A 20,597-nucleotide genomic window follows, 5' to 3' on the forward strand; every position below is an offset into this window, starting at 1 on the left:
TTGTGCAGCCGCCGCCACCTGTTGATCCGCACCGGCGGCCTGCTGGCGCTGCCCGCCACCGGGCTGCTGCATGCCAAGCCCCCATCCACCGCGCCCACAGCGTCGACGGCACCTCCCGCCACACCCACGGTGTGGCCCCACGCATTGCAGGTGCCAGGCGGCGTGGCGCGGCTGTCGCTGGGCCCTGCAGCCACGCGGCCCCAGGCCCAGGTGCGCCAGGCTGAGGTGGATGTGCCGCTGCTGGTGGTGGGAGATGCCAGCGAGTGGACGGCGGTGCTGGGCATTGCGCTGGCGGCGCCGCTGGGCGATGCCCATATCAGCGTGGCGCAGGCCGATGGCAGTGGCCTGCGGCAGCTGCCCTACACCGTGGCGCGCAAGCAGTACAAGGAGCAGCACCTGCAGGTGTCGCCACGCACCGTGGACCTCTCGCCCGAAGACCAGGCGCGCTACGAACGCGAGCGCGACCACCAGGCCGGGGTGATGACCACCTTCACCACGCCACCTGCGGGCCAGGCGCCGGCCTCGCTGCGCATGCGCGTGCCGGTGCCGGGGCGGCGCTCCAGCTCGTTCGGCCTGCGCCGCGTGTTCAACGGCCAGCCGCGCAATCCGCACAGCGGCATGGACATCGCGGCGGCCACGGGCACGCCCATCGTGGCGCCGCTGGCGGGCCAGGTGATTGACATGGGCGACTACTTTTTCAACGGCGGCACGGTGTGGCTGGACCACGGCCAGGGGCTGCTCACCATGTACTGCCACCTGAGCAGCATGGACGTGCGGGTGGGCGATGTGGTGAAGGCGGGCGAAGCATTCTGCAAGGTGGGCGCCACCGGCCGCGTGACGGGGCCGCACCTGCACTGGGGCGTGATGCTCAACCGCACCATGGTGGACCCGGCACTGTTCATCCCGGCGTGAAGGCGACCCAAGCTCAGTCACTATCATTTCAATAGCTGATACCGCTCATCCATCAAGCGCTACAGGCACTTTTCCCTCCAATCACCCTCTTCTGCCCACCGCATGACTTCGCGCCTGATCCGCTTCAACAAACCCTATGGCGTGCTGAGCCAGTTCACCGCCGAGGGCAAGTGGCAGGGCCTGAAGGACTACATCGACCTGCCCGGCGTGTACGTGGCCGGGCGGCTGGATGCGGACAGCGAAGGCCTGCTGCTGCTCACCAACGATGGCCAGCTGCAGGCCCGCATTGCCGACCCGCGCTTCAAGATGGAGAAAACCTACTGGGTGCAGGTGGAGGGCATCCCGGAGGAGGCCGCGCTGGCCGCGCTGCGCAGCGGCGTGCTGCTGAACGACGGCCCCACGCTGCCTGCCCGCGCACGCCTGCTCACGCCTGCGCCGGCGGTGTGGCCGCGCAACCCGCCCATCCGCGAGCGCAAGGCCATCCCCACGGCCTGGGTCGAGCTCGTCATCCGCGAGGGCCGCAACCGCCAGGTGCGCCGCATGACGGCCGCCGTGGGCCACCCCACGCTGCGGCTCATCCGCGCGGCCATCGGGCCCTACACGCTGGACGGGCTGGCGCCGGGCACCTGGGCCGATTGAGGCGGCGCCGTTCGGTACACGGCCCCCGCCCCCATGCGCCGGGACAGCGCCGATCCACGCGCCAGCAAAAACGCGTGCAACCCCTCGGCATAGTCCGCCCGCACGGCCTGCTGCACCGAGGCCCGCCGCGCCAGCGCAGCACGCCAGTGCAGCACACGCGGCACGTCACGCCAAAGCCCCAGGTCCGCCATGCCCGGCAGGGTGTCGATGACATCGAAGTAACGGAACACCGGGCCAAACACCACGTCCACCATGCCGAAGTCCGGCCCGGCAAAGTAAGGCCCCGCCCCGCTGAACTCGCCCAGCGCTTCTTCGAGCTGCACCCAACGGCTGCGCAACGCCTGCGCGCGGGCTTGCAGCAGGGCCTCATCGGGTGCGGCATAAAACGCGCCAATGCCGTTGAGCACGGTGGAGCCGAACTCCATCCACGCACGGTGACGGGCACGCTGCAAGGGGTCCTGTGGGTGCAGCGCTGGCATGGCGATCTCGTCCAGGTATTCACAGATCACAGCCGACTCGAACAGGCTGTGGCCCCGCACCTGCAGCACGGGCGTTTTGCCCAGCGGCGAGAGGGCCAGGAACCAGTCGGGCTTGTGGGCCAGGTCGATGGTGCGGCGCTCAAACGCGAGGCCTTTTTCATGCAGCGCGATGGCCACGCGCTGCACATAGGGGCACAGCGCATGCGACACCAGCGTGAACGCAGAGGCCCCGATGCCGGCAGCTTCTGCCGCCCCGGCCGCCATCACGACACCAGCCCCTCGGCACGCAGCGCGGCCTGCACCTGCGGGCGGGCCGCCACGCGCGCCATCCAGGCCTGCAGATGCGGGTAGGCGGTGAGCGGAATGCCCAGCAGGTTCGACCAGTTGACGATGGTGAAGCCATACCCATCGGCCACGCTGTAGTCGCCCGCCAGGAACTCGCTGCGCGAGAGCACCGCGTCCAGCTCCGCCAACCGCGTGGCCAGCTTGGTCTTCACGGCCTGGCGCGTGGAGTCGGCCGTCTCCTTGTGCCACAGCCAGGGGCTGAAGCCCTTGTGCAGCTCGGTGCTGATGAAGGTGAGCCATTGCAATACCGCCAGGCGCCGACGCGAGCCGGGGGGGCCGATCAGCACCTGCGCCGGGTCCAGGTCGGCCACGTACTGCAACAGCGCCGCGCCTTCGGTGTGGCGCGACTGGTCCGCCAGTTCCAGCAGGGGCACATAGCCGCGTGGCGAAATGTCGAGGAAGTTGGCACCGGTCTCGGTGGTGTGGCGCGCCAGGTCCACCTTGACCAGGTCGAAGGTGGCACCCACCTCGCGCAGGGCGATGTGGACGGCGAGCGAGCAGGCACCGGGGGCGTAGTAGAGCTTCATCATGATGGCGGGGCTTTCTGTGAAAAGGAACGGGAAGGACATCACCCGGATGCACACGGATGCACATGGCCTGGCAGGGGTCGGCAGGGGCGACAGGCAGAATTTATGATTGCGCCAACGCAAACAAAATTCGCAGCCATGAAATCATTGATTGCACCAACGCAATACCGCCTGGGCGCTTCCGAGCTGGAGGTGCTGCTGGCCATGGTGCGCACGGGCACGCTGGCTGCGGCCGGCGAGCGGCTGGGGGTGGACGCCTCCACCGTGTTCCGCGCCATCCAGCGCATCGAGCGGGGGCTGGGGCAGCCGCTGTTCGAGCGCTCGCGCGCGGGCTACCGCGCCTCGGAGACCGCGCTGGCCCTGGCAGAGCAGGCAGAGCGCGTGGAGGCGGCGCTGGAGGCCGCCCGCAGCGCCGCGCAGGCACAGCCCGAACAGATCACGGGCACCGTGCGCATCTCCACCACCGACACCATCCTGCACGGCCTCATCGCCCCGGCCCTGCAGGTGCTGCAGCCCCGCCACCCCGCCCTGATGTACGAGCTGCACGCGGGCAATGAACTCGTGAGCCTGACGCGGCGCGACACCGACATCGCCGTGCGCGCCACCAAGCGCCCGCCGCAGCACCTGGTGGGGCGGCAACTGGGCACGATCCGCTCGGCGCTCTATACCGCCCACACCAGCATGCTGGCCTTGTCCGATGTGCAGGCAGGCCACGCGGCCTGGGTCGCGCCCGACGACTCCATGCCCGACCACCCCTCGGTGCGCTGGCGCAAGAAGCAGTACCCCAAAGCCCAGCCCACCTACCGCGTGAACAGCCTGCTCACGGTCATGGAGCTGGTGGCCCGGGGTGCAGGCGTGGGCGTGCTGCCGACCTTTCTGGCCCAGGGCCGCAGTGACCTGCGCCCGCTCACCGGATCGCTGGCCGAATGCGACAACGAGCTGTGGCTGCTCACGCACCCGGAGTCACGGCACCTGCGGCGCATCGCGGCGGTGTATGGGCATCTGGCAGACGCCGTGCAGTTGCCCTGAAAGCCTGTTGCGCAGCCCAGAACCACGACCGTCCCCGCATTCGGCGCCCCCACTAGTTCACCCCCCCTCGCGCATGCGATTCCTCACCCGTGCTCTTGGGGGTGGTGGGGTTCAAACGGTTTCGATCTTCATTTAGTTGTACTAATACAATTTATTTTCAAAAGTACAATTATCTCCAGGCGCCACGAACCCCGCAGGCGCGAGGAGTCCCGATGCTTGATACCCCAACCCCTCCCGGCCCCGGCTGGAAGGTGCGCAGCCTGACCGGCTTCATTGAGCACGCCGGCCCCTTGTGGGCTAGGCGGGAGGATGGGGGCTGGGCCTACGGCTTCGCAGTGGCGCCTCAGCACCTCAACCCCGCCGGGTCGGCCCATGGCGGTGCGCTGATGACCCTGATGGACCACGCCCTGAGCGCCATCGCATGGGAGGCCTGCGAACGCAGCCCCTGCGTCACGCTGCAAATGGACTCGCACTTCGTGAGCCCCGTGCGGCCCGGCCAGTTTGTCGAGGCGCGAGCCGAGGTGGTCGAGCGCACCGGCAGCCTGGTCTTCATGCGCGGAGAGTTGCGCACGAGCGAGAGCCTGGTGCTGACGGCAAGCGCCCTCATGAAAACCCTGAAATGACACCGGCCAGCCACTGACCCGCACACCCCAGCGGCCACGCCGAAGCCGCAACTTCTTTGTACGAAGACAAGGAGCGCACCTTGGACATTCCCGCCCACCACAGCCTGATGGCCCTGTTCGGCGCCCGACCGCACTCCACCGCAGCGGCCGACGCGGCCGCAAATGGGTTTACGCTTGCCGGTTTGAAGCTCAAGAATTCCAACATGGCCACCCGCTCCAAGCCCGCCCCGCAGCCCGCCGATGCCAAGCCCGCCAAGGGGGTGCGCGTGCGGCCGGTGCCTGCCGTGACGCGCTCCATCGCCATCCTGCGGCTGCTGGGTGAACACAAACAGCCGCTCACACTGAAAGCCGTGGCCGAGGCGCTGCACCTGGTGCCCAGCACCTGCCTGCACATCCTGCGGGTGCTGGTGGCAGAAGACCTGGTCACGCTCGACCCCGCCACCAAGCGCTATGCGCTGGGCACCGGCATGATCAGCCTGGCGCGCAGCGTGCTGGAGGGTGGCGGCTTCACGCAACTGGTGCAACCGGTGCTCGACCGCCTGGCCGCGCAGTTCGGCGTGACGGCCATGGGCGTGGAGATCACCGCGCGCCAGACGGTGATGGTGCTGGCGCTGTCGCGCTCCAGCCAGCCGTTTCGCGTGCACACCGATGTGGGCAGCCAGTTCGAGACCCTGGTCAGCGCCACCGGGCGGCTGATCGCCGCCTACAGCGGCGAAACCTGGCCCGTGCTGAAAGAGAAATTTGCCCACGTGGTGTGGGACAAGGCCCCCACCTACACCACCTGGAAGAAGGAGGTCGAGCTGACCCGATCGCGCGGCTGGAGCCTGGACCGTGACAACTTCATGGCGGGCATCACCGTGGTGGCCGTGCCGGTGTTTGCGCCCGGCGGCCGGCTGGTGCACACGCTGGTGGTGGTGGGGCTCAGCAGCCAGATGGGGGCCGCCGTGGTGCAGCAACTGGCGCAGGTCATGCAGCGGGAGGCGGCCGAGCTGTCGCGCCTGCTGGGAGGGAGCTGAGCCATGGCAGAAACCCACATGGCCGCTCCGCAGACCCTGCTCAAGACCATGACCATGCCCGCCCACATCGACGCCAGCGGCCAGGTGCCCACGGGCTGGCTGCTGGTCCAGATGGACCTGGCGGGTGCCGTGCTGCCTGGCCAGCATTTTGCGGCGCCGGTGGCCTTAGAACCTGTTCAAGGTCTTTTCGGGGATCGCATTGGAGTGCAATCGGGATGAGTGGATGCTCCGGGTGCGCCGCATGGGCTCGTGCCCATGCAAGCAGCCGGGGCGTCCAATCACCCGATTTCACTCCAACCCTNNGCCGGGCTATCCACTGCGCACCGCGCCTAGCATCCCATCCCGGCAAGGGACTTGTGCGACCCCGAAAAGACCTTGAACAGGTTCTTAGTGGGGCTGTCCGATGTGGTGCTGCTGGCCCGGCCCCGGCTGGGGCAATGTGTCACGTTCACGGGCCGCCTGCTGTCCCGCAACGACCAGGAGGCCTGCGTGGCCATCGAGGCCTGGAGCGAGGAGCGTGGCCAGACGGATGGCACCCCGCTGATGCGCGCCCAGTTGCGCTATGCGCCCGCCACCATCGAAGTGCCCGGGAATCTCTTCCCGGGCACCTTCCAAACGTGCGCGACGGGCGCAACGGACGCTTGATACCGAGGTGCATTCAAAAATAGAGACCCGTTCACGCTGAGCTTGTCCAAGGGCTCAGGCCGAACGGGTATTGATTGCATAAAAACTTTCGCACTCCAACTTATGAGAAGGGCGGTCCGTCAGTCCGCGCGGATACCAGCCGCCTTGATGATGGGCGCCCAGCGCTGGCGTTCCTTCTTGGCAAAAACCCCCAGGTATGCAGAGCTGCCCCCTGCGGGCTCAAACCCCAGGTCCAGCAGGCGCTGGCGCACCTCGGGCTTGGCCAGCACCTTGTTCACCGCCGCATTGAGCACCCGGGTGATTTCGGCGGGCGTGCCCTTGGGGGCGTAGAGCGCATTCCAGGCGACGAACTCAAACCCGGGATACCCTTGTTCGGCCACGGGCTTGACGCCCGGCACGAGGCTGCTGGGCGTGGCCGACGTGACGCCGATGGCACGCAGCTTGCCCGCCGCCAGGTGCGGGCGCAGTGCCAACGGGGTGTCGATCGTCACCGCGAGCTGGCCACCGAGCACATCGGTCATGGCGCTGCCCGAGCCCTTGTACGGGATGCCGAAAAGCGGGGCCCCCGAACGCTCTTTCAAGAATTCGAGCACCAGGCGAGCCGAGGTGCTGGGCATGGCGATATCGCTGGACCCGGGCGTGCGTTTGACGGCGTCCAGCACGTCGCCCACAGCACGGTACGGGGTGGCGGAGCCCGCAGCAAGCACCATCGGGAAGGTTCCGACCATGGCAATGGGCTCGAAGTCCTTCTCGGGATCGAACGGCATCTTGGCATAGAGGTACTGGTTCAGGACATGGGTCGCATTGGTCCCCATCGTCAGTGTGTAGCCGTCCCCGGCCGCCTGTGCCGCCAGCTCGGTCCCCAGGATGCCGCCGGCACCGGCCTTGTTCTCCACGACAAAGGGCTGGCCCAGCTCTCTGGAAAGTTGTTCGCCCAGAAGCCGGGTCGCCACATCGGTGCCCTGCCCGGCCGCATAGGCCACGATGACCCGGATGGGTTTGGTGGGGTAAGGGGGCAGTTGGGCCTGTGCGTGGGTGGCCGCAGCGGTCGAAAACAGACCGGCAGCCGTCATGATGGCAGCGAGGGTTCGCATGCTTGTCTCCTATCTTTTTGTGATCTGCAAATCAGAGCGGGCGAGTGCGGGCAACACCCCGGCTGTACAAGTCGCGCCTCTGGGCGTCATTGAATCCGAGATCGGCCAACACCTCATCGGCATGTTGGCTGAAAACTGGCGGCGGCGCTCCCGGCAGGGCCGGGGTGCCGTACAGCCGCGCGGGACCGCGCAGCGCCGTGAACGCGCCCTGCCGGATGACCATCTGGCGGTGCGCGCAGTGCGCCTGGGCCAGCGCCTGCGGCACGTCGTTCACCACCCCGGCGGGCACGCCCACACGCATCAGCGCCTCGCACAATGGCTCGCAGTCTGCGTCGGCGATGGCGGCCTCGATGAGGTCCTTGAGCGCCTGGCGGTGCGCGATGCGGTCGGCGTTGGCATGAAACCTCGGGTCGTCCGGCAGGCCCGGATGCCCGATGTGCTGGCTGAACCGGCGGAACTGGCCATCGTTGAGGATGCCGATGAACACATGGCCATCACGCGCCTGGAACTTGTCGTACGGCGCAATGTTGGGGTGCGCGCTGCCCAGCAGTCCCGGCGTCTTTTTGGACACAAACCAGTTCGAGGCATGGGGCAGCAGCAGGCTCAGCGCGGTGTCGTACAGCGTGGCCTCCACCCGCTGCCCCACCCCGCTTAGGTGCCGGCTGCACAAGGCCATGAGGATGCCGGTGAGCGCCACATAGCCCGTGAGGTGGTCCACGATGGGGATGCCCATGCGGGTGGCACCGGTGGCCGATTCGCCATTGATGCTCATGAGGCCACACTGCGCCTGCAGCACCGCGTCGTAGCCCGGCAGGCCGCCGAGCGGGCCGTCGCGGCCGAAGCCCGAAATGGCGCAGTAGACAAGGCGCGGGTAGCGCCGGGCCAGCACCTCTTCGTAGCCCAGGCCCCACTTCTCCATGGTGCCGGGCAGGAAGTTCTCGACCAGCACATCGGCGTCCTGCAGCAGCCGGTGCAGCACCTCCTGCGCCTCGGGCTGGCTCAGGTCCAGGCTGATGGCCTTCTTGCCCCGGTTGAGCGCGGCAAAGTAGGCGGAGTGGCCCATCTCGTCGTAGGGCGGCCCCAGGTGCCGCGTCTCGTCGCCCCCGGGCGGCTCGATCTTGACCACCAGGGCGCCGTTGTCAGACAGCATCTGGGTGCAAAGGGGGCCAGCGAGCACGCGGGTGAGGTCCACCACCCGCAGGCCCTCCAGCGCCGTGGCGCTGAAGCTTGTCATGGGCTGCTCACCCGCGGCTGGGCAGCACCACCACGCCACCGCCGAGCACCGACAGCTCGCCGTCCTGGTTGTGCGCCTCCTGCTCGATCTCGACCAGGTGTTTGCCGTTCTCCACGAACTTGCGCGTGACCTTGCCCTTGATGAACAGCATGTCGCCCTCGGGGTTGTGGCGGCGGATCTTGCAGCTGGCCTTGTGCAAAAAGCCCGTGTCGCCCATCCAGTTGGTGAGGTGGTGCGTGAGCCACGAGGTGCGCTCTGGCCCATAGTCATAGGCGCCGGGGGCACCCACTTCCAGCGCAAAATCTTCCTCCCAGTGCACACGCTCTGGCACGTCAGGGATACCAAAACGGTTCTTGATGCCCACGCCCGGGTGCGCGTCAATCAGCTTCCAGGCCAGCTTGTTGGCGCGGATGTACAGGCCGCCCCAGCCCTGGGCGTAGGCGATGAAGCCCGTCACGGTCATCGGGCCCTTGAACATGGTGGGCAGCGCATCGCCCACGTTCACGTCCTCCCAGTAGCGGGGTGTGGCACCGCGCACTTCCTCGTCGCGGTAGAGCTTGTAGGCCTCGCCCAGCTCTTCGTCGGTGTACTGGCGCGGGCCGCGTTCGCGCACGTTCTGGTACTTGCTGCCCTGCTCCCGCGCATGGTCGCGTTCGGTGCGGAAGCACCAGCTGTCGGCCTCGGCCACCTTGTCGCCCTCCTGGTTGAAGAAGTCCACGTGGTAGATCTGCTGGATGGCGCGGCCGGCAAAACGCGTCTGGTGCTCGATCAGGTCCTTGAGCGAGGCCTCGGTGGAGATCACGTCGTTGCGGCGGATGGGCTTGTGCCAGGTCCAGTCCGCGCCCGACCACATGGCGTGCACACCCGGCAGGCCGCCCACATAGCCCGACACGATGCGGCTGGTGGCAAACAAAAAGCTGGGCAGGGCGACGATGCCGCCATAGTGGCTCTTGGCCGCGTAGTCGGGGTCGCACCACAGCGGGTTGTCGTCACCGATGCCGTGGGCGTAGTGGCGGATGTTGTCGCGTGTGGCCTCGTGGCACCAGGGCTCGGCGGTCTGGCCGATCTTGACGCCGATGCGCTCGCGCAGCTCGTCGAGGCCGCTGTCGGTGATTTTGGGAAAGCTGCGCTGCGGGGTGCTGGACATGGTGAAGTCTCCTTTGTGGTGGATGAGGGAATCGAGAGAGGGGGAAGCAAAAACCGAGGGGAAGAGAAAGGGGTCAGGCGCAGGCCACGGCCTCCCGCTCGCGCAGCACCTTGCGGTGCACCTTGCCGGCGGGGGTTTTTGGCAGCTCGGCCACGAAGGCGATGTGGCGCGGGTATTCGTGCTGGCTGAGCTTGGTCTTGACGAGGTGCTGCACCTCTTCGACGAAGCCATCGCTGCGCTCGCGGCCGGACACGATGAAGGCCTTGACGACCTGGCCCCGCAGTTCATCGGGCACACCGATCACGGCGGCTTCGAGCACGTCTTCGTGCATGAGGATCACGTTCTCGATCTCCACGGCACTCATGGTCCAGCCGGCGGAAATGATCACGTCGTCGGCGCGGCCCCCGTGGAAGAAGTAGCCGTCTTCATCGGTGCGGCCCAGGTCCTTGGTGGGAATCCACTGGCCGCGCCTCAGCACCATGAGCTGCCCCGTGGTGCCGGGCGGACAGATGTTGCCGTTGGCGTCATGCACCTCGACCCGGGTGCCGGGCACGGCCTTGCCGAGCGAGCCGCGCTTCACGGGGAAGTCGTTCGCCCCCGGGTAGCTCACCAGCACCACGCCGATCTCGGTGGTGCCATACATGCTGCACACCGGGAGGCCAAAGCGCTCGTGCACAAAGTCGGCCGTGTCGTCGTCGATGGGTTCGCCGGTGAACGACAGCTTGGTGAAGTGGTAGCGGTAGTCACCCGCCTTGCCGCAGTTCTTCATCATGCGGTAGTGCGTGGCAGCGGCCGACATGTTGGTGAACCGGTGGGCCGACAGCGCCTGCAGCAGCCGTTCGGCGTTGAAGCGGCCGCTGTAGCTGCCAATCGTCAGGCCCAGCGCCAGTGGCGCCAGCGTGCCATGCCACAGGCCATGCCCCCAGGCGGGCGACGACGGGCACATGAAGCGGTCGCCGGGGCGCAGGCCCGTGCCGTACAGCGCGGCCACCATCAGCGTGACCAGGGCCTTGTGGGTGTGCTTGACGGCCTCGGGCAGCTCGCGGGTGGTGCCCGACGTGTACTGAAAAACCGCAAGGTCCTCGGGCTGCGAACTGACGGCGTAGGTGGACGGAAGCGCCTGCAGTTGGCGCCACAGGGCTTCGTCAAACACCTCGAACGGCGTGGTGGCGAGACCCGCCACCACTTCGCGCTTTTCTTCATTGGTGACAAGCAGACTCGGCTTGCAGTCACCCACCCTCAGGCGCACGCCATCGGGCCCGAACAGGGTGAACAGTGGCACAGCAATCGCGCCCCGCTTGATCACGCCGAACATGGCCGTGTAGAAGGCCCGCGAGGGCTCCAGCATGATCGCCACGCGGTCGCCGCGCTGCACACCCTTGGCTTCCAGGAAGTGCGCAAAGCGGGCGGAGTCCCGCGAGAGTTCGTCGAAGGTGATGGTCTCGTCCACGCCATCGGCGCGGCAGACGATCACTGCGTCGCGGCCTGCCCCGGCATGGCGGTCCACGCACTCATGGGCGATGTTGAACGACGCGCGGTCTCCATCAAAAAGATCCCACAGACGCTCGGGCGCGAAGTGGGTCTGGGCATCGGCGTAACGGGTGTATTCGGTCAGGCGTTTCATGGCTGCATGGGCTCTGTGTGGCGGTGCATGCAGTCTCAATTTTTCGACTTTAATTGTCAAATACGACTACTAATTGTCTGAATACAATTTCTAGAAAACACAAAAACCCATCCACAGTGCTACTCGCGTGCCCGCGTGGACTGGCTCACTGGAGGGATTCCAACGCCTTGCGCCGCGCCTGCCAGGCCCGCCCTTGCTGCCAGTACGCTGTCACCAGCGCGCACTACAGTGCGGGTCCACCACAGACACCGAGGAAAACGCGTGACCACACAGTTCTACGGCGCGGCCAGCCTGGATGGCTTCATCGCCACGCCCGACCACGACCTGGGCTGGCTGCTGCAGTTTGGGGAAATCGAGGGCACGAGCTACCCGGCTTTCATCCGCGATGTGGGCGCGCTGGCCATGGGCTCGCACACCTGCGAATGGATGCTGAAACACACCATCGACATGGGCCAGCCCTGGCCGTACGCGCAACCCGTCTGGGTATTCAGCTCGCGCACGCTGCGCAGCCTTCCGGGTGCCGACGTGCGCTTTGTGCAAGGCGATGTGCGGCCCGTGCACCAGGCCATGGTGCAGGCGGCGGCGGGGCGCAATGTGTGGATCGTGGGCGGGGGCGACCTGGTGGGGCAGTTCCACGACGCAGGCCTGTTGGACGAGCTGATCGTGCAGATTGCGCCGGTCACGCTGGGTGCTGGCATGCCATTGCTGCCGCGCCGGATCACGCAACCAGCGCTGCGCCTGCAGTCCGTGACTCCCTTGGGCGGCATTTTTGCGGAGCTGCGCTACACGGTGCCAAAACCCTGAGCGGTAGGCAATCGCTATTTTTTAAATCGCGTAAAGCGCTTATCCATCAAGCGCTTCAAGCCATTTCAGTTCAAACGCCCCTCACACCAAGGGCACTACCTTGTTCACCGGGTGCGAGAGCACCAGCGACGTGGACACGCTCCCGTGCGCGGCCAGCGCATCCACCACGCGCTCCAGATCGGCGGGCTGGCCGAAGGCGCAGCGCACCACAAAACAGTCTTCGCCGGTCACGCGCACGGCGTCCAGCACCTCGGGCATGGACTGGAACAGCGACACGTAGCGCTGGATATGTTCATGGGTGGTGCGCACCCGCACCACGGCCTGCAGGCCCAGGCCCACGGCGGCCAGGTCGATGCGGGCCGCGTAGCCCGCAATCACGCCCGCGTCTTCGAGCTTCTTCACGCGCTCGCTCATCGCGGGCTGCGACAGGCCGATCTGCTTGCCCAGCGCCGACAGGCTTTGCCGCGCATCGTGCTGCAGTGCCATGAGGATCTGCCGGTCTTTCTTGTCCAGTTCCACGGGGCATCCTTTGCTTTGGCGATGACTTCAAGGTTTGGGCGTGCGCTTTTCGATGGGTGGCCCTGGCCGCAACGAAGCAGGTTGCTTATCGTGGGCAGGCAGTGATGGCACTGCGCTTTAACCCCCAGGAATCTTGACGATGCGACCTGTTCTGCTCATCCCCGGCATCCACAACTCGGGCCCGCTGCACTGGCAGTCATTGTGGCAAAACCAGCATGCGGGCGTGGCGCGCGTGGAGCAAGCCGACTGGGACCACCCCGTGTGCGATGCGTGGGTGGCCGCACTGGACGCCGCCATCGCCCGCGCGAGCACACCACCCGTGCTGGTAGCCCACAGCCTGGGCTGCCTGGCCGTGGCGCACTGGGCGGCCCGCTCGGCGCGTGCCGTGCATGGACTGGTGCTGGTGGCCGTGCCCGACCCGCGGGGCAGCCGCTTCCCGGCCGATGCCCAGGGCTTTGCGCCCGTGCCCGCCGCCCTTGCCCTGCCGGGCCAGCCTGCCCGCCGCACCCTGCTGGTGAGCAGCGCCAACGACCCGTATTCCACGCCCATCTTTTCGGCGCAATGCGCAGCCGCCTGGGGGGCCGAGGCCTGGGCCCTGGGGCCGCTGGGGCACCTCAATGCCGACAGCGGCCTGGGCGACTGGTCCGAGGGATGGGCCTGGGTGCAGCGCTGGCGCGCGGCGTAGAAGGCAAAACGGTGCGGCCTGCCTGGCCGCGCCGCGCGGGCCTGCCCACCGGCGGCTCAGTCAGCGGGTCAGTCGGCCAGCGCCTGGTCGATCACGAGGTAGCGTTTGACCAGGTCGAAGAAGTTTTCGTAGAACGTGTCTTTCGAGATGGTTTCGCTGCCCACCTTGACCAGCGACTCGCTGGTGGACGAGAACGGCAGCGACACCGAACCAATCGCCCCCACGCCCAGGCTGGCCGAGTTGTTGGTCTTGCGCAGCGCGTAGGTGTCCTGGGTGGCGGTCACAAACCCCAGGCTCACCTTGCCGTCGCTGGCCTCGGGCACACACACCACGCGCACCACCATCTGCAGGTGCGACTCGGGTTCGGGCTGGAAGCTCTTCTTGCCTTCCACCAGATCGGTGGCACTGGACGAGATGACATAGCCCTGGCTCAGCAGCGCGCGGCGCGATGCCTCGCAGGCCTGGACGGGCGTGGCGTCGAACAGGCGCGAGTAGGTGGCCACCGAGCCAAAGTTCTCCTGCACGGCAAAGGTCCTGACGCTGTTGCCCACACACCCGACCAGCAGCAAGGCTGCGCTGCCCAGCACGGCTACGCCCGCCCTGCGCGCCGCAATGCGCCAGGGGGCAAGGGTGGCGGCCGGGAGGGCGGCCAGGGAGGGCCCGGTGGCGGTCCACGCAGGGTCCGCCAGGGGGGCCTGCTTTTTGTCTGTCTGGGTCATGTCGTCATTTCTCTCAACGCTGCGGGCCTGGGTGCTCTGACGGCGTGCGCCGCGCGCGGTTCCGTGATTCTAAGAATCGCGTCCTGCGGGTCCACCCGCCAGCCCCAAGGCACCAGCGTACACGCCCATCGGAGAGAAAAATCGATTCCGTGCGTCGAATGGCTTCCGGGCCCGCCAGTTGCACACCCGCCCCCCGGCAAGTTATGCCCACCGCATGTGCAGCAAGCTGTGGATAAGCCCTGGGACAAGCGGCGCAACCCGCGCCAGTGCTGGCGTTCGCCGGAGCGCACAAAAAACAGGCACGACGGTGCAAGAGCCTGTTCATAATCTTTTCATGGTGCCCGATGGGTCCAACAACCCTTACGCAACTGATCGAAGAAGCTACACTATTGATAGCTACTGGCGCGCACCCATCCAGCGCTGGATGAACAAAAAGCCCTGCTCTCCATGGGCACCCTCCAGGCACCGCGCCACCGCCCCACTCCATCCCGCCGCCCCCGTGCCCCTCGCCTCCTTGCTCTGCCTGGTCGTCGCCATCAGCGACGGCGACACCCTCACCGCCCGCTGCGGCACGCCCGGCGCCTACCAGCAGGTCAAGGTGCGCATCGCGGCCATCGACGCGCCCGAGTCGCGCCAGGCCTATGGCCAGAAGTCGCGGCAAAACCTGGCGCGGCTGTGCTTCAAGCAGCGCGCCACGCTACAGCCGGTGGACGAGGACAGCTATGGCCGCACCGTGGCCAATGTGCGCTGTGGCGGCACCGATGTGGCCACGGCCCAGGTGCGCGCCGGTCTGGCCTGGGTGTACACGCCGTATGCCACGGGCCACCCACACCTCGCACCGCTGCAGCAGCAGGCGCGCAGCCATGGCACGGGCCTGTGGTCACAGCCGCGGCCGCTCGCGCCCTGGGACTACCGGCACCGGCGCAGCCAGCGCAACCAGCGCTGACGGCTGGCGCTTTTTTTGAGAGGGCGGACGACTCATGCACTCCTGGTGAGCAGTGAATCCATCAACGGCTCCCACTCCGCGGCGCCGGGGCCGGGAAACCCGCGTCTCTTTTCCCCGACCGGCAGACCATCGCAAAACCTGGCGGGCGATTTCTGCGGGTCTTTACCGACGCCGCCAGCGCGCGGGCGGCATCACCGTTAGCATCGTGGGGTCTTTCCCCTGGCCCGGCCACCCCCAGTGCCCCGCGCCACCCCATCCCCGTTGTCATGACCGCCCCCCATCCCTCCCAGGCCGCGCCCGATGCCGAATCGGCCCGCAGCGTCTATCGCCATTCCGGTTTTGTCTCCTTTCTGATCGCCCGCGTGGTGGCCGTGGTGGCCACCCAGGTGCAGGCCGTGGTGGTGGCCTGGCAGGTGTATGACCTCACGCGCGAGCCGCTGGCGCTGGCCTGCGTGGGCCTGGCGCAGTTTTTGCCCATGCTGTGCCTGCTGCTGCCGGCGGGCGACCTGATCGACCGGTTCGACCGCAGGCGCATCCTGGCCATCAGCTGGTCGGTGGGCGGGCTGTGCAGCGCCCTGCTGTGGTGGCTGTCGGGCCACGGGGCCAGCGGCGTGGCGGGCATCTACGCCGTGTTGGTGCTGTATGGCTGCTCGCGGGCGTTCTCGGGCCCGGCCATGCAGAGCCTGCTGCCGCAGATCGTGCCGCGCGGCCAGCTTGCGCAGGCGATTGCCGCCAACAGCATGCTCATGCGCGTGGCCAGCATCGGCGGGCCGCTGCTGGGCGGGCTGCTGTATGCGCTGGGCGGCGGCGAGCTGACCTACGCCCTGTGCTGCACATGTTTTGTGCTGGGGGTGATCCTGCTCTTGCGCGTGGTGGTGGCCCACGCCACGGCGCCCGGCCCCACGCAGGGCACGATGTTCGAGCGCTTTGGCGCGGGCATTGCGTTCATCCGCTCGCGGCCCATCATCCTGGGCACCATCTCGCTGGACCTGTTTGCCGTGCTGCTGGGCGGCGTGGTGGCCCTGCTGCCCATCTATGCGCAGGAGGTGCTGCACGTGGGCCCCGCTGGCCTGGGCGCGCTGCGCAGCGCCATGGCCGTGGGCGAGGTGGGCGCCGGGCTGTACCTGAGCATGCGCCCCTTCAACCGCCATGTGGGGCGCACCATGTTCATCGCCGTAGCGGTGTTTGGCATGGCCAACCTGGTGTTTGCGCTCTCCCACTGGTTCTGGCTGTCGTTCGCGGCGCTGATGGTGGCCGGCGCGGCCGACATGGTGAGCGTGTACATCCGGGGTGCGCTGGTGCAGTTCTCCACCCCCGACACCATGCGCGGGCGCGTGAACGCGGTGAACATGCTGTTCATCGGCTCGTCCAACGAACTGGGCGAGTTCCGCGCCGGCACCAGCGCGTCGTGGCTGGGCGTGGTGCCCGCCGCCGTGGTGGGCGGGCTGTGCACGCTGGGCGTGGTGGGCGGCTGGATGCTGGCCTTCAAGAGCCTGCGCAGCGTGGACCGCTTCGAAGAAGCCGCGCAGGCCCGGGGCTGATCGGCCGCGCAGCCCCGGGGCAGGCTGCGCGCACAAAGATACCCATCGACACATCCTCCGGCGCGTTTGTGTCGCGCAGGTAAAACCCGCCGAGCAGGCTTGCGTGGCGCAATGGGGCGGCGCACCATGCGCACCACTGTCGGCACCACACACGCCCCATGACACCCTTTGCCCCACCCCCTTGCCACTTGCGCCGCCGCACCATGCTCGCGGGTTTTCTGAGCGCTGTGGGCGCAGCGGCCACGGGCCCCCTCGGCATGGCACAGGCCGCGGCCCCGGCAGGTGCTGCCACCTGGAACACCGCCGACGCGCCCACCCTGGCCCGCCTGCTGGACCGCGTGACCTGGGGCTGCACCGCGCAGGGCGCGCTGGCACTGCCACCGCAGGGGGCTGCGGCCTACCTGGCCGCCCAGCTGCGCCCCCCGCCCGCCACGCTGCCGCGCGCGGCCCAGGCACAGATTGACGCCATGGCCATCACCCGCACGCCCTTGCCCGAGCTGGCCGCGCGGATGGAAGCCCAGCACCAGGCCGCCAAGGCCCAGCCCACCGAAGACGGGCGCAAGGCCGCGCTCAAGGCCTGGCAGCAGGACATGCGCGCCCTGCAGCAAGAGGCCGCCGAGCGCTGCGTGCTGCGCGCGCTGTATTCACCCGCCCAGCTGCACGAAAAGATGACCTGGTTCTGGATGAACCACTTCAGCGTGTTTGCGGGCAAGGGCGGCCTGCGGGCCTTGGTGGGCGACTACGAAGAGCACGCCGTGCGCCCCCACGCACTGGGCCGCTTCCGCGACCTGCTGGGCGCCACGGTGCGCCACCCGGCCATGCTCCACTACCTGGACAACGCACGCAACGCAGTGGGCCGCATCAACGAAAACTACGCGCGCGAGCTGATGGAGCTGCACACGCTGGGCGTGGACGGCGGCTACAGCCAGCAGGACGTGCAGGAGCTGGCGCGCGTGCTGACCGGCGTGGGCGTGTCGCTGCGCCCGCAGGGCGACGGCCCCCCGCGCATGCAACCCGCGCTGCGCCGCCACTATGTGCGCGACGGCCTGTTCGAGTTCAACCCCCAGCGGCATGACTGGGAGCCCAAGACGCTGCTGGGCCAGCCCCTGCGTGCCGAAGGCCTGGCCGAGGTGGACGAAGCGCTGGACCGGCTGGCGCGGGCGCCCGCCACCGCGCGCTTCATCGCGCGCAAGATCGCGCTCTTTCTGGTGGGCGACCAGCCGCCGCCTGCGTTGCTGCAGATGCTGGCCAGCACTTTTGAGCGCAGCGATGGCGACATCGCCGCCGTGCTGGAGGCACTGTTCAATGCACCGGAATTTCGCGCATCCCTGGGCCAGCGTTTTCGCGACCCGGTGCACTATGTGCTGGCCAGCCTGCGCCTGGCGCATGGCGACGCCGTGCTGCCCGGCGCCGAGCCCGCACTGGGCTGGTTGCAGCGCCTGGCCGAGCCCCTGTATGGCCGCGCCACGCCCGACGGCTACCCGCTGGACGCAGCCGCGTGGGCGGGATCGGGGCAGATGGCCACGCGCTTCGAGATAGCCCGGGCCATCGGGGCGGGGGCCGCCTCAGCCCCCGTTCCTGCTCCGCGCGAAGGCTCCAGAGCCGATCAGCCCCTGTCACAGCGCACGCCTCCGCCGCTGGCACACAGCACCTATGTGCAGGCCCTGCAGCCCACCTGGTCGGCCGCCACGCGCAATGCACTGGCCCAGGCGGCAACGCCGCGTGAGTGGAACCTGCTGTTCCTCGCATCACCGGAATTCATGCACGGCTGAGGAAATCACGATGCAACGCAGACACTTTCTCCACGCCCTGGCCGCCAGCGCGCTGGGTGTTAACAGCGCCAGCGCGATGGCCGCCCCCGGCGCGCAGGACGTGCGTTTTCTGCTCGTGTTTTTGCGCGGTGGCTATGACTGCGCCAGCCTGCTTGTGCCCACGGCCAGCAGCTATTACTACGAAACACGACCCAACATCGCCATCGCCCGCCCCGGGCAGGACGGCGGCGCGCTGCCGCTCACGCCCGACTGGGGCCTGCACCCCGCGCTGGCCGACTCGATGCTGCCGCTGTACCAGCAGCGCCAGCTGGCCTTTGTGCCGTTTGCGGGCACCGACGACCTCTCGCGCAGCCACTTCGACACGCAGGACAGCATGGAGCTGGGCCAGCCCGTGGGCGGGCGGCGCGACTACCGCTCGGGCTTTCTGAACCGGCTGGTGGCCGAGCTGAACCCGCGCACCGGCAACACCCCGGCTGCGGCCGCGCTGCAGCCCATGGCCTTTACCAGCACCCTGCCCCTGGTGCTGCGCGGCGCGGTGGATGTGCCCAACACCCTGCTGAGCGCGGCGGCGGGCCGCAGCGGCGTGGATGCGCGGCAAGCCCAGCTCATCGAGTCCATGTACCAGGGCACCCCGCTGGCCACGCCCGTGGCCGAAGGTTTTGCCACACGCGAAGAGGTCGCCCGCACCATGCAGGGCGAGATGGAGGCCGCCAGCCGCAACGCGCTGAGCACCAAGGGCTTTGAAGGCACGGCCCGGCGCATGGCGCGGCTGATGCAGGCGCGCTACCAAATCGGCTTTGTGGACGTGGGCGGCTGGGACACCCATGTGGGGCAAGGCGCGGCCACGGGCGCGCTGGCCAACCGCTTTGAAGAACTGGGCCGGGGCCTGGCAGGCTTTGCCGACGAGATGGGCCCGGCCTGGAAGTCCACCGTGGTCGTGGTGGTCAGCGAGTTCGGCCGCACCTTCCGCGAAAACGGCAACAGGGGCACCGACCACGGCCACGGCACCGTGTTCTGGGTGCTGGGCGGCGGTGTGGGCGGTGGCCGCATCGCGGGCGAGCAGCAGGCGCTCTCGGCCACCACGCTGTTCCAGAACCGCGACTACCCCGTGCTCAACGACTACCGCGCCGTGCTGGGCGGGCTGTTCGGGCGCATGTATGGGCTGAACGCGGCCGCCGTGGCGCGGGTGTTTCCGGGGACGAAGGGCGTGGACCTGCGGCTGGTGTAGCCACGCGCAAAAGCTATATTTTCAATAGCAATTAGCGCTTATCCGTCAAGCGCTGCAAGCATTTCTACCCAAACCCGGCCTGGGCATCAAGCGTTGAACGTCCCCGTGAGCAACTCCGGCAGGCGCTCGACCGTCATCTTGAAGCCACAAGCCTGGGCATGCCCGCCGCCGCCCATGCTTTCGGCCAGCGCGATGCAGTCAAAATTGCGCTGTGCGCGCAGCCCCACCTTCACGCCCTTGGCGCCCGCACTCCACATCAGCGCAAAAGTGCCGGTCTTGGCCGAGAGCATGTCGCCCACCAGGCTGTGGAACATGCCAGGCGCATTCACCATCAGGCCCGCGATGCCGTTGAACACCAGCGGCTGCGCGCCCTCGGCGATGTCGGTGCAGAGCTTCTTGTACTTCTCGTCCATGGCCGCACCGCGCGCCATGAACTGCGCCAGCTGCTCGGGTGCGAAGGCGGCAATCTCGCTCCAGCGCGCGAAGTCCTGCACCTCCATGTCGAGCGCCGACAGGAACCGCGCGCTTTCTTCAAACTCCCACTTCCAGATGTCGCGGTCTTCCACATACTGCAGCAGCGCCGGGATGGGCGTGTGGGGGTGGAAGAACTCCCAGGCCAGGCGCGCCCCCGACTTGCTCATGTCGAAGTGCACCACGCCGCAGCGGCAGGCAAAGCCGGTGAGCTTTTCGGCCGCGCTCTTGTGGTGGTCCAGCATCACCAGCTTGGCGGCGCGCTCGTCGATGGCCCGCAGGATCTCGGCGGAGAAGGAAAAATCGAGGATGTACACGCTGCGGCCTGCCACGGGCGGCAGGTCGTCCACCGAGAGCACATCGCCATGGTCCAGCCCCCGGTACTCGGCGCTGTCGCCGTAGTACAGCCAGGCAGCCAGCGCGGCGCCAAAGCCATCGGGGCAGTTGCGCCCGTGGTACAGGATCAGCGGCGCGGGGTCGTTCTTGTCGGGGGCAACCAGCAGTTGCAGGGGGAGTATGGTTTTCTTCGTCATGACCCCCCAATTGTCGCCGGCGCGCGCGGGGGCAGCGTGCGGCACAATCCGCGCCTTCCCCACCC

General features: G+C 67.9%; 22 protein-coding genes. 13 read left to right on the forward strand and 9 right to left on the reverse strand.

The annotated features are described in order from the left end of the window. Nucleotides 1–912 (forward strand): M23 family metallopeptidase, encoded by a 912-nt coding sequence (locus DBV10_RS17860; protein ID WP_233589974.1) that lies wholly within the window; start codon nt 1–3, stop codon nt 910–912. Nucleotides 913–1,014: 102 nt separating this feature from the next. Beyond that, nucleotides 1,015–1,551: a pseudouridine synthase gene (locus DBV10_RS17865; RefSeq protein WP_124514948.1), complete on the forward strand. Its 537-nt coding sequence runs from the start codon at nt 1,015–1,017 to the stop codon at nt 1,549–1,551. Here the strand turns inward: DBV10_RS17865 and DBV10_RS17870 are convergent. Then, nucleotides 1,509–2,294 carry a glutathione S-transferase family protein gene (locus tag DBV10_RS17870; protein ID WP_124514949.1) on the reverse strand — a complete coding sequence of 262 codons (786 nt, stop codon included), beginning with the start codon at nt 2,292–2,294 and terminating at the stop codon, nt 1,509–1,511. The two genes, DBV10_RS17865 and DBV10_RS17870, sit on opposite strands and share 43 nt — an antisense overlap. Beyond that, a complete protein-coding gene (gstA, locus tag DBV10_RS17875) occupies nt 2,294–2,902 on the reverse strand; it encodes a glutathione transferase GstA (protein ID WP_124514982.1) in 609 nt (202 codons plus the stop codon). Before gstA ends, DBV10_RS17870 begins: the two co-directional genes overlap by 1 nt. A 138-nt stretch (nt 2,903–3,040) precedes the next feature. Here gstA and DBV10_RS17880 point away from each other — a divergent pair, with 138 nt between their 5' ends. From DBV10_RS17880 to DBV10_RS17905, 5 genes are all read left to right on the forward strand, one after another. After that, nucleotides 3,041–3,931 carry a LysR family transcriptional regulator gene (locus DBV10_RS17880; RefSeq protein WP_370451196.1) on the forward strand — a complete coding sequence of 297 codons (891 nt, stop codon included), beginning with the start codon at nt 3,041–3,043 and terminating at the stop codon, nt 3,929–3,931. A gap of 212 nt (nt 3,932–4,143) precedes the next feature. Further along, nucleotides 4,144–4,554, forward strand: coding sequence for a PaaI family thioesterase (locus DBV10_RS17885; protein WP_124514950.1), 411 nt, complete (start codon nt 4,144–4,146; stop codon nt 4,552–4,554). A gap of 80 nt (nt 4,555–4,634) precedes the next feature. After that, the gene (locus DBV10_RS17890) at nt 4,635–5,570 is read left to right on the forward strand and encodes an IclR family transcriptional regulator (RefSeq protein ID WP_370451197.1); all 936 of its coding nucleotides are present in this window, start codon (nt 4,635–4,637) and stop codon (nt 5,568–5,570) included. A gap of 3 nt (nt 5,571–5,573) precedes the next feature. Beyond that, the gene (locus DBV10_RS17895; RefSeq protein WP_124514951.1) at nt 5,574–5,789 is read left to right on the forward strand and encodes a hypothetical protein; all 216 of its coding nucleotides are present in this window, start codon (nt 5,574–5,576) and stop codon (nt 5,787–5,789) included. 156 nt (nt 5,790–5,945) lie between these two features. Continuing rightward, nucleotides 5,946–6,215, forward strand: a complete 270-nt coding sequence (locus tag DBV10_RS17905; protein ID WP_124514952.1) for a hypothetical protein — start codon at nt 5,946–5,948, stop codon at nt 6,213–6,215. 119 nt (nt 6,216–6,334) lie between these two features. Here DBV10_RS17905 and DBV10_RS17910 read toward each other — a convergent pair whose 3' ends face one another. The 4 genes from DBV10_RS17910 to DBV10_RS17925 form a co-directional block, all read right to left on the reverse strand. Continuing rightward, nucleotides 6,335–7,309 carry a tripartite tricarboxylate transporter substrate binding protein gene (locus DBV10_RS17910; RefSeq protein WP_124514953.1) on the reverse strand — a complete coding sequence of 325 codons (975 nt, stop codon included), beginning with the start codon at nt 7,307–7,309 and terminating at the stop codon, nt 6,335–6,337. Between the two features lie 31 nt (nt 7,310–7,340). After that, nucleotides 7,341–8,543, reverse strand: a complete 1,203-nt coding sequence (locus DBV10_RS17915; protein ID WP_124514954.1) for a CaiB/BaiF CoA-transferase family protein — start codon at nt 8,541–8,543, stop codon at nt 7,341–7,343. A 7-nt stretch (nt 8,544–8,550) separates the two neighbouring features. After that, nucleotides 8,551–9,690, reverse strand: coding sequence for a MaoC family dehydratase N-terminal domain-containing protein (locus DBV10_RS17920; RefSeq protein ID WP_124514955.1), 1,140 nt, complete (start codon nt 9,688–9,690; stop codon nt 8,551–8,553). 73 nt (nt 9,691–9,763) lie between these two features. Beyond that, on the reverse strand, nt 9,764–11,314 hold the full coding sequence (locus tag DBV10_RS17925) for an acyl-CoA synthetase (protein WP_124514956.1): 1,551 nt from the start codon (nt 11,312–11,314) through the stop codon (nt 9,764–9,766). A 261-nt stretch (nt 11,315–11,575) separates the two neighbouring features. Between DBV10_RS17925 and DBV10_RS17930 the strand changes: the two genes are divergently transcribed. Further along, on the forward strand, nt 11,576–12,118 hold the full coding sequence (locus tag DBV10_RS17930; RefSeq protein ID WP_124514957.1) for a dihydrofolate reductase family protein: 543 nt from the start codon (nt 11,576–11,578) through the stop codon (nt 12,116–12,118). A gap of 81 nt (nt 12,119–12,199) precedes the next feature. Here the strand turns inward: DBV10_RS17930 and DBV10_RS17935 are convergent, their stop codons facing one another. After that, nucleotides 12,200–12,637, reverse strand: a complete 438-nt coding sequence (locus DBV10_RS17935) for an Lrp/AsnC family transcriptional regulator (RefSeq protein ID WP_124514958.1) — start codon at nt 12,635–12,637, stop codon at nt 12,200–12,202. Between the two features lie 139 nt (nt 12,638–12,776). Here DBV10_RS17935 and DBV10_RS17940 point away from each other — a divergent pair, with 139 nt between their 5' ends. After that, nucleotides 12,777–13,322 (forward strand): alpha/beta hydrolase, encoded by a 546-nt coding sequence (locus DBV10_RS17940; RefSeq protein WP_124514959.1) that lies wholly within the window; start codon nt 12,777–12,779, stop codon nt 13,320–13,322. Between the two features lie 68 nt (nt 13,323–13,390). On the opposite strand, the gene DBV10_RS17945 is transcribed toward DBV10_RS17940, so the two are convergent. Then, nucleotides 13,391–14,041 (reverse strand): DUF2242 domain-containing protein, encoded by a 651-nt coding sequence (locus DBV10_RS17945; protein ID WP_199740169.1) that lies wholly within the window; start codon nt 14,039–14,041, stop codon nt 13,391–13,393. 499 nt (nt 14,042–14,540) lie between these two features. On the opposite strand from DBV10_RS17945, the gene DBV10_RS17950 reads away from it, so the two are divergent. The 4 genes from DBV10_RS17950 to DBV10_RS17965 all read left to right on the forward strand — a co-directional run bounded on the left by DBV10_RS17950 (nt 14,541) and on the right by DBV10_RS17965 (nt 19,528). Then, nucleotides 14,541–14,987 carry a thermonuclease family protein gene (locus DBV10_RS17950; RefSeq protein ID WP_124514960.1) on the forward strand — a complete coding sequence of 149 codons (447 nt, stop codon included), beginning with the start codon at nt 14,541–14,543 and terminating at the stop codon, nt 14,985–14,987. Between the two features lie 266 nt (nt 14,988–15,253). Continuing rightward, nucleotides 15,254–16,528: an MFS transporter gene (locus DBV10_RS17955; protein ID WP_124514961.1), complete on the forward strand. Its 1,275-nt coding sequence runs from the start codon at nt 15,254–15,256 to the stop codon at nt 16,526–16,528. A 158-nt stretch (nt 16,529–16,686) separates the two neighbouring features. After that, entirely contained in the window at nt 16,687–18,300 is a 1,614-nt protein-coding gene (locus tag DBV10_RS17960; protein WP_124514962.1) for a DUF1800 domain-containing protein, read from the forward strand. Nucleotides 18,301–18,310: 10 nt separating this feature from the next. Further along, complete coding sequence (locus DBV10_RS17965) at nt 18,311–19,528, forward strand: DUF1501 domain-containing protein (protein WP_124514963.1); 1,218 nt, start codon at nt 18,311–18,313, stop codon at nt 19,526–19,528. 86 nt (nt 19,529–19,614) lie between these two features. Here DBV10_RS17965 and DBV10_RS17970 read toward each other — a convergent pair whose 3' ends face one another. Then, a complete protein-coding gene (locus DBV10_RS17970) occupies nt 19,615–20,532 on the reverse strand; it encodes a DHH family phosphoesterase (protein WP_124514964.1) in 918 nt (305 codons plus the stop codon). Between the last annotated feature and the right edge of the window lie 65 nt (nt 20,533–20,597).

Origin of the sequence: Acidovorax sp. FJL06 (assembly GCF_003852545.1) — a bacterium.
Lineage (GTDB): Bacteria > Pseudomonadota > Gammaproteobacteria > Burkholderiales > Burkholderiaceae_C > Acidovorax.